We start from the raw sequence: 7561 nt of genomic DNA, 5'->3' as shown, positions 1-7561 counted from the left end.
CTAAGCTAGTAGTCATTGCGGAGGATGGTACTGATGGTTTGGCACTTTCAGCTTACTCCATCCTCCGTTCCTTATCCCGGACTCAGGTTATGTAGAGCAAGGGTTGTGGACTATTAGATAGCGTTAGCTTGCTTCAATAGTGTTGGTTCGAATCCCTCCTAGCCCGTCTAACTCAAATCAACCCCATCGGCTCACTCGGTGTAGATCAGTAATTGAACTGGATCGCCCCAAGTGAGCCTTAGCTCTTTTTCGGCATTACCGCAATTAACGGCAATTTCTACCCAGCCATGACTACCGATGAGGGCGATCGCCTGACCAACGGGTAGATCGCTATAGGTTTGAGCGCCGACAATAATTTCTTCATTTAAAATCACCGACCAAGGAACCTCATTGACGGCTTCTCCAGGAATATTGGTAATTAGGTTACCAAAATGATCAATGGATTGGATTGCTCCTCGAATATACGGTTTCTCTTGGGTATAGAAGGGAAGGGGAAGGTTAACTAGGGTATGGCGATCGACGATCGCCTCTCCCAACTGCTTGATCGGCACTCCATTGGCTAAATGAGCGCCTACAGGAGCAAAAATATCCCGGCCGTGGAAGGTCGTGCTAGGATTAGCCGATCGCCAATAGTCAGGATTGGTTAGTTCGACAGCTTTGATCAGGGGATATTGGCTGAGAATGCCGCTAAATATGCCATTATCTGGCCCGACTAAAAACCCTTGGGGAAGTTCTAGGGCGATCGCCCGGCGATCCCCTCCCACTCCCGGATCGACAACTGCGACATGCACCGTATCATCAGGAAAATAGGGATAAGCATTCATCAGCGCAAACCGAGCAGCCGCTAAATTTTGCCTAGGTAAGTCATGGGTGAGATCGATCGCAGCGATCTGGGGATTAATTTGGGCGATCGCTCCTTTCATGACCCCCACATAAGGATCTTGAAGACCAAAATCAGTTAATAAGGTCAGAATTCTGGGCACACCAATTTCCTTGATTTAAGAAAAAACAACTTTCGGATGTAAAACCCACTGTAAATCAGTTTGCTCAAGCTCTCCAATACCGAGAAACTCGCCAGTTTGGGAACTAACGCGCACTACTGTCCCGGATACAGTTTGATCACGGATGGACAATTGTTGGCCATGGAACCAGGAGCGCACTTGGGACGGGGAAAGAATGCACTCTGGAAGATGACTTAAGGCAACATGACCCGAAATGGGGGTAAAGGTTTGCTGCTCTACTTGGGTTTCCAACTCCTCCAAAGTCAGACTCTGGCTTAAACGAAATCCACTGCTTTGGGTGCGGGTTAACTGAGCTAACGTTGCCCCCGCGTTCACTCGATTACCTAAGTCGCGGGCAATCGCCCGAATATAGGTTCCTGGGCCACAGGCGATCGCCAGATCCAACTCTGGAAAGTTCCCCGGCCGCCAATCAAGAACCTGAAGATCGTACACTTCTACTGTCCGTGCTGGCACTTGAACGACTTCCCCCTGTCTAGCCAATTTATACAAACGCTTTCCTCCCATCTGAATCGCGCTATAAATCGGAGGAATTTGTTCAATCTTGCCCTGAAATTCGCTTAAAACCAACTGAATCGACTCTAAACTCAGATCGGGAACCGGTTGACTTTCGATCTCCTCTCCTTCTAAATCATCCGTTTCTGTCCGTAGACCAAACTTAATTGTGGCTTGATACGCTTTATCTTGAGGTAGAAACTGCAACAGACGAGTTGCTTTCCCTACAGCAATAGGTAGAACCCCAACCGCCGCAGGATCTAGGGTTCCTCCATGGCCAACTCGCTTGGTGCGTAATAAGCGACGAACCCGTGCCACACAATCATGGGACGTGTAACCAGCGGGTTTATTGAGGTTGAGAAATCCAAACGTCATTTAGGGGATTATATAGTGTTTCTCTGTTCTATGGAGCAAATTTCTAGGGATCTGATCTTCCTACTCTCGAAGAAAAATTTTCTCTCGACCCTAGCCAAGTTTGTAAATAAATGTTAAGATAGTTATCATAAACAAGCGCAGGAGTTAATAAAATGCCATATACCACAGAAGAAGGTGGCCGTCTCAATAACTTTGCCCAAGAACCCAAAGTATATCAAGCAGAACCTCCAACTCAAGCTCAAAAAACCCAATATATAGTTATGGGGAGTATCGCCGCAGTATTGGTTGGACTTCTTATCTTTATTTCCTTTGCTGTTAGCTAGTGGACAGCAAGTGTCAAGTTTGGTAGTAGTGACTCTCTCTCCTTTCTCCCCTCTAGATAGTATTCTAGAGGGGTTATTCCTGTGACTTTTCCCTGGTCTATATACTCCCTTAAACCTCATGACTCCAGCGATTCTGATTCAAAATCTCAAAAAACGATATGGCAACATTGATGCGGTGAAAGATGTATCCCTAGACGTTCAGGCCGGAGAAATTTTCGGTTTGCTAGGGCCCAATGGAGCCGGAAAAACCACGACTCTGCGTTGTTTATGTACCCTCAGTACTCCGGATAGTGGCAAACTGGAAATAGCAGGAATTTCTGTGGTGGAGTATCCGAAAGCGACTCGGCAATTGTTAGGCTATGTGGCTCAGGAAGTGGCTCTGGATAAAGTGTTAACCGGTCGGGAATTACTGAACCTACAAGCTGCTCTGTATCATATTCCTGGGAAGGAAATTGGCGATCGCGTCCAAGAAATGATTAACCGGCTGGGTATCCAAGAGTACGCCGATCAGAAAACGGGAACCTATTCAGGGGGGATTCGCAAACGCCTAGACTTGGCCGCTGGACTGTTGCACCAACCCAAGGTATTAGTCTTAGATGAACCGACAGTCGGCTTAGATATTGAAAGTCGAGTGGTGGTGTGGGACTTTCTGCGGGAATTGAGAGACTCAGGAACCACGGTTCTGATTACGAGCCACTATTTAGAAGAAGTGGACATTTTAGCCGATCGCGTCGCGATTATCGATCAAGGTAAAGTCATTGCCTGCGGAACGCCTTCAGTACTGAAAACGCAAGTGGGAGGCGATCGCATCACCCTACGAATTCGGGAGTTTTGTCCCCCGGATGAAGCCGAACAAGCCAAAACCCTCTTGCAAGCCTTACCGAACGTTCAAGAAGTCATTATCAACAGCGCTCAAGGCAATTCCTTAAATCTAGTAGTCAACACCAATCCGACTACCTCTGAATCCACCGTATTGATTAATGTGCAACACGCCTTGAATCAAGCAGGACTCCCCTTATTTAGTATTGCCCAATCTCGACCCAGTTTAGATGATGTTTACCTGGCCGCTACGGGACAGACGCTCCTGGATGCCGAATTAGCCGCTGCCGGGACACGAGATTTGAAGAAAGAACGAAAACAAAATATGCGTTAATCTCGAATCAAAGTGCATTCCTAACTGTGGATTCTTAACCAAGATACCTATGACTGTCACATCCCCTCAATCCAATCTTGACCTGGATATCAGCACCCTGAAACAACGTTCTCAATTCTCGTTTGCTGAACTGGTGCAAGAAACTCTGGCTCTCACCAAACGCCTGTTTATTCAGCTCCAGCGCCGTCCAGCCACCCTTGTTGCTGGAGTCATTCAGCCCCTGATGTGGTTAATCCTGTTTGGAGCGCTGTTTCAAAATGCTCCAGAAGGATTTTTAGGCGATCGCCTCAACTATGGGCAATTCCTCGGCGCTGGCGTAATTGTCTTTACTGCCTTTTCCGGGGCCCTCAATGCCGGACTCCCCGTCATGTTTGACCGCGAGTTTGGCTTTCTCAACCGTCTGTTAGTCGCTCCCTTAAGCTCTCGCTACTCCATTGTCCTGGCTAGCGCTATCTATATTGTCACCCTAGCCCTGATTCAAACCGCCGTCATTATGGTCGCTGGGATTTTTCTGGGCGCAGGATTTCCCACATTCTCAGGACTGGCACTCATTACCCTGATTATTCTCTTATTGGTGTTAGGAGTAACGGGAGTCAGTTTAGGCTTCAGCTTTGCCCTTCCCGGCCATATTGAACTGATCGCCGTGATTTTCGTCGTTAACCTGCCCTTACTCTTTGCCAGTAGCGCCCTAGCCCCCCTCTCCTTTATGCCCCACTGGTTACAAATTGTTTCGAGTTTAAATCCGCTCAGTTATGCGATCGAGCCGATTCGCTATCTTTATACTCATTCCGATTGGGGATTCGGTAGTATGGTAATGGCTGCTCCCTGGGGTGATATTTCTCTGGGAGGGTGTTTACTGGTACTCTTGAGCGTTGATGCGATCGCCCTCCTCGGAATTCAACCCCTACTGCGTCGTCGTTTATCCTAGTTCGCAATTTTCCGGAGGTTCTATGTCCATCAAACCTTTAAAGTACACCCTGTTTACCCTACTCACTGGCCTGAGCTTGACTCTGTTTGCTCAAGCCAGTTCTGCCCAAACTATCCTCGATCCCCTAGGAGATATCCAAACCCAAGACGGGGGTTCTAGTGCGTTCTCCAGCCAGGGAGGTAATGGCCAATTCTTTGACTTAATGCACAATCTCCAGCGGGGAAATCATTTGAGAGACCCCGAACAATTCAGCATCGACCAACAAGAAAATTTAGATGATGCTGCCGCTAAATTCCGCCAACAGCAACTCGAACGACTCAACAACTCGCCTGAGTCTACTGAAGCTGCTGAAGAAACTACCCCATAAACCCCATAATTTCTATACTTCTGTTTAAGAAGTGCTAGATTCTTTCCCAGGTGCGCTACTCTAAGCTAACGCACCTTTATTTTTCCCTATTGCCTCTTGCCCATTGCCCACTCGCTATGGCTTGCCTCTTGCCAACGATCGAACTCTGCTCTAGTCTCAAGGAGGTCTGAGCATTAGCGCAATAGGCTAATCTGGTTAGTGACCACTTAACGCTCCTCACCCAGACCCTTTAATCTGATTGAGATTGAGAACATTATGCAAAGTAAAGAACCTGAAAAAACCCCGACTCCAGCCTCGACTCCTAGCCCAGCTCCGGTATCAGCTCCTGTTCCAACGCCTAAAGCTGAGTTAGTCGAATCTCCTACCTCCTCTCCCGTTATGGCTTCTTCCTCCGGACAACAAACCGTCGATCAAGTACTGACTATTCTCTCTCGGTTAACGGACTATATCGGTGAGTTCTTTGTTACTTATCAAAAACCCTTAATCAACGTAGCTTTGGTGATCACGGCTTTGATCTCTGTTTATCTTACCTTAGCGATATTAGATGCGGTTAATCATATCCCCCTTCTGGGCTTTGCTCTTGCCCCCCTCTTTGAACTGGTGGGAATTATTTATACCGCTTGGTTTGTTTGGCGCTATATGCTCAAAGCTTCAACTCGCCAAGAACTCTACAAGGATATTTCCGGTTTAACCTCTCAGGTAACGGGGGGGCAAAAAGCCGATTCGTAAATCCGGGTTTGGATTGGATATGTCGAGATCGGGTGGCATCAACCACCCGATATTTTTTTGGCGATCGCCAGAAATTGGTTGTTTATTCTCTGTAGTAGTAAGATTACCGCTTGCCTGCCATAGCAGAGAAAGAGTCAGTTAGGATAGGGTTTAATACTGAAACCTATTCCCTATTCCCTAGCCACTATATATGATAGGCTAAATCCAGATAAATCTGGCGTAACTGTTTGATGGATAGTCAAAATTTTTCTCTTTCTCCGCCAATACCTCCCCAAAAAAGCCTAACTCGACGTTTAGCAACTCTGGCGCGACTTCCTCAGCAACGATGGCAGATTTTTGAGCCAGATCCAGAACTTGAATGTTTCGCCCAACAGGTGAATTTATCCCCGTTAATTGCCCAAGTTGTACTCAATCGAGGGATTCAAACACTCCCAGATGCCCAAGGATATCTGAATCCGGATCGGCTTCAATTGCCCCATCCCTTGGCGGAATTCCCCGATTTAGAAAACAGTGTGGCTTTACTGAAAGCGGCGATCGCCCAAGGGCAAAAAATTGCCATCTGTGGAGATTATGATGCCGATGGCATGACCAGTACCGCCCTATTATTACGCAGCTTAAAATATATGGGTGCTCAAGTCGATTACGCCATTCCCAGTCGCATGAGTGAAGGGTATGGGATTAATCGCCGGATTGTAGAAGACTTTCATCAAGAAGGAGTCGAGATTATCCTGACGGTAGACAATGGAATTGCTGCTTATGACCCCATTTCAAGGGCTGTAGAATTAGGCTTAACGGTGATTATTACCGATCACCATGAACTACCAAGCCAATTACCGCCAGCCAGCGCTATTTTAAATCCGAAACTATTGCCAACTACATCCCCTTACGCTTCAGTGGCCGGAGTTGGGGTAGCTTACATCTTGGCAATTACTTTAGCACAAGAGTTGGGGCAAGCTAAAGCCATTTATCCCCTCTGTTTAGAATTGTTTACATTAGGCACGATCGCCGATCTTGCCCCCTTAACTGGGGTTAATCGTCGTTGGTTAAAGCGGGGACTGAGGCGTTTACCCCATTCAGAATTGGCAGGAGTGCAAGCTTTAATTCAGGTTTCGGGAGTGAGCGATCGCCAGAAATCCCTTAAACCAGAAGACATTGGGTTTCGTCTAGGGCCAAGGATTAATGCGATCGGTCGTTTATCCGATCCGCAAATTGTTATCGATCTATTAACCACCGATGAACCCGGAATTGCCCTAGAACAAGCGATGAAATGCGAGCAAATTAATCGCCGTCGCCAAGAGCTGTGCGAACAAATTACCCAAGAAGCCATTGATATCATTCAAACGGAACAAATTCCGCTCTATGATGACCGAGTATTGGTCTTAGTTCAACCTGGTTGGCATCATGGTGTAATTGGAATTGTCGCCTCTCGTTTGGTCGAGCGCTATGGTGTTCCCGTTTTTCTAGGAACCTATGAAGATGAGGATCGCATTCGGGGTTCGGCACGCGGAATTCCTGAATTTCATGTCTTTGAAGCATTAGAATACTGTGATGCTCTATTAGGGAAATATGGGGGACATAAAGCGGCAGGCGGATTTTCTTTGCCGAGCCAAAATTTAGAACCGTTTAAAATTCAACTGAGCGATTTTTCCCATCAGTGTTTACAACCCCAATGGCTAAAACCCTTAATTCGGATTGACGGGTTAGCGGATTTTAGTCAATTGGATTTGGACTTATATGGGCAAATCGATCGCTTACATCCCTGTGGAATTGAAAATGATTTACCCATCTTCTGGACTCCAGATGTCCGCATTTTGGAGCAAAAAATTGTCGGCAAAGGACATATTAAGCTGACCTTGACCCAGGAAAAATCGAAACGGATTTTGAAGGCGATTGCCTGGCGTTGGCAAGGTTATTTTCCTCTCCCTTCTCGATTAGATATCGCCTACAGCTTACGGGAAAATACGTGGAATGGAAATACAAGCCTAGAGCTAGAATTAGTAGGGGTAAGACGACAAAACCATCCGGATTAAGGGCATTTCTCGATCGCCAACCCCCAGAGGAAAAGGGCGATCGAGATCGGACTCCAGAGCGGATTGTATAGCAAAGAAAGGGAGAGTTAGGACAATATCTTAAAAGCTTCTATGATGGCATCATAAAGGGATTCACACTGGT

General features: G+C 46.9%; 8 protein-coding genes. 6 read left to right on the top strand and 2 right to left on the bottom strand.

The annotated features are described in order from the left end of the window. Positions 1-191 precede the first annotated feature (191 nt). Positions 192-983, bottom strand: coding sequence for an SAM-dependent chlorinase/fluorinase (locus J7529_RS23930; protein ID WP_318731057.1), 792 nt, complete (start codon positions 981-983; stop codon positions 192-194). A 15-nt stretch (positions 984-998) separates the two neighbouring features. After that, positions 999-1889 (bottom strand): tRNA pseudouridine(55) synthase TruB, encoded by an 891-nt coding sequence (gene truB, locus J7529_RS23925; RefSeq protein WP_318731056.1) that lies wholly within the window; start codon positions 1887-1889, stop codon positions 999-1001. A 152-nt stretch (positions 1890-2041) separates the two neighbouring features. On the opposite strand from truB, the gene psb34 reads away from it, so the two are divergent. From psb34 to recJ, 6 genes are all read left to right on the top strand, one after another. Then, positions 2042-2212, top strand: a complete 171-nt coding sequence (psb34, locus tag J7529_RS23920) for a photosystem II assembly protein Psb34 (protein ID WP_271945001.1) — start codon at positions 2042-2044, stop codon at positions 2210-2212. Positions 2213-2330: 118 nt separating this feature from the next. Then, a complete protein-coding gene (locus tag J7529_RS23915; protein WP_318731055.1) occupies positions 2331-3365 on the top strand; it encodes an ABC transporter ATP-binding protein in 1035 nt (344 codons plus the stop codon). 43 nt (positions 3366-3408) lie between these two features. Further along, the gene (locus tag J7529_RS23910) at positions 3409-4293 is read left to right on the top strand and encodes an ABC transporter permease (RefSeq protein WP_271945018.1); all 885 of its coding nucleotides are present in this window, start codon (positions 3409-3411) and stop codon (positions 4291-4293) included. A gap of 22 nt (positions 4294-4315) precedes the next feature. After that, positions 4316-4660 carry a hypothetical protein gene (locus J7529_RS23905; protein WP_318731054.1) on the top strand — a complete coding sequence of 115 codons (345 nt, stop codon included), beginning with the start codon at positions 4316-4318 and terminating at the stop codon, positions 4658-4660. A gap of 255 nt (positions 4661-4915) precedes the next feature. Then, positions 4916-5389 (top strand): CAAD domain-containing protein, encoded by a 474-nt coding sequence (locus J7529_RS23900; RefSeq protein WP_271945010.1) that lies wholly within the window; start codon positions 4916-4918, stop codon positions 5387-5389. A gap of 230 nt (positions 5390-5619) precedes the next feature. Next, positions 5620-7419, top strand: coding sequence for a single-stranded-DNA-specific exonuclease RecJ (gene recJ / locus J7529_RS23895; RefSeq protein WP_318731053.1), 1800 nt, complete (start codon positions 5620-5622; stop codon positions 7417-7419). The last annotated feature ends 142 nt before the right edge of the window (positions 7420-7561 follow it).

Origin of the sequence: Roseofilum sp. Guam, assembly GCF_017746735.1 — a bacterium.
Classification (GTDB): Bacteria; Cyanobacteriota; Cyanobacteriia; order Cyanobacteriales; family Desertifilaceae; genus Roseofilum; species Roseofilum reptotaenium.
This window is presented reverse-complemented; position numbering and strand designations above follow the sequence as displayed.

What these genes read in the sequence shown, in the direction of transcription:
- psb34 (WP_271945001.1), top strand. Translation starts at nt 2,042, where the DNA reads ATGCCATATACCACAGAAGAAGGTGGCCGTCTCAATAACTTTGCCCAA.
- truB (WP_318731056.1), bottom strand. Translation starts at nt 1,889, where the DNA reads ATGACGTTTGGATTTCTCAACCTCAATAAACCCGCTGGTTACACGTCC.
- recJ (WP_318731053.1), top strand. Translation starts at nt 5,620, where the DNA reads ATGGATAGTCAAAATTTTTCTCTTTCTCCGCCAATACCTCCCCAAAAA.
- J7529_RS23905 (WP_318731054.1), top strand. Translation starts at nt 4,316, where the DNA reads ATGTCCATCAAACCTTTAAAGTACACCCTGTTTACCCTACTCACTGGC.
- J7529_RS23915 (WP_318731055.1), top strand. Translation starts at nt 2,331, where the DNA reads ATGACTCCAGCGATTCTGATTCAAAATCTCAAAAAACGATATGGCAAC.
- J7529_RS23900 (WP_271945010.1), top strand. Translation starts at nt 4,916, where the DNA reads ATGCAAAGTAAAGAACCTGAAAAAACCCCGACTCCAGCCTCGACTCCT.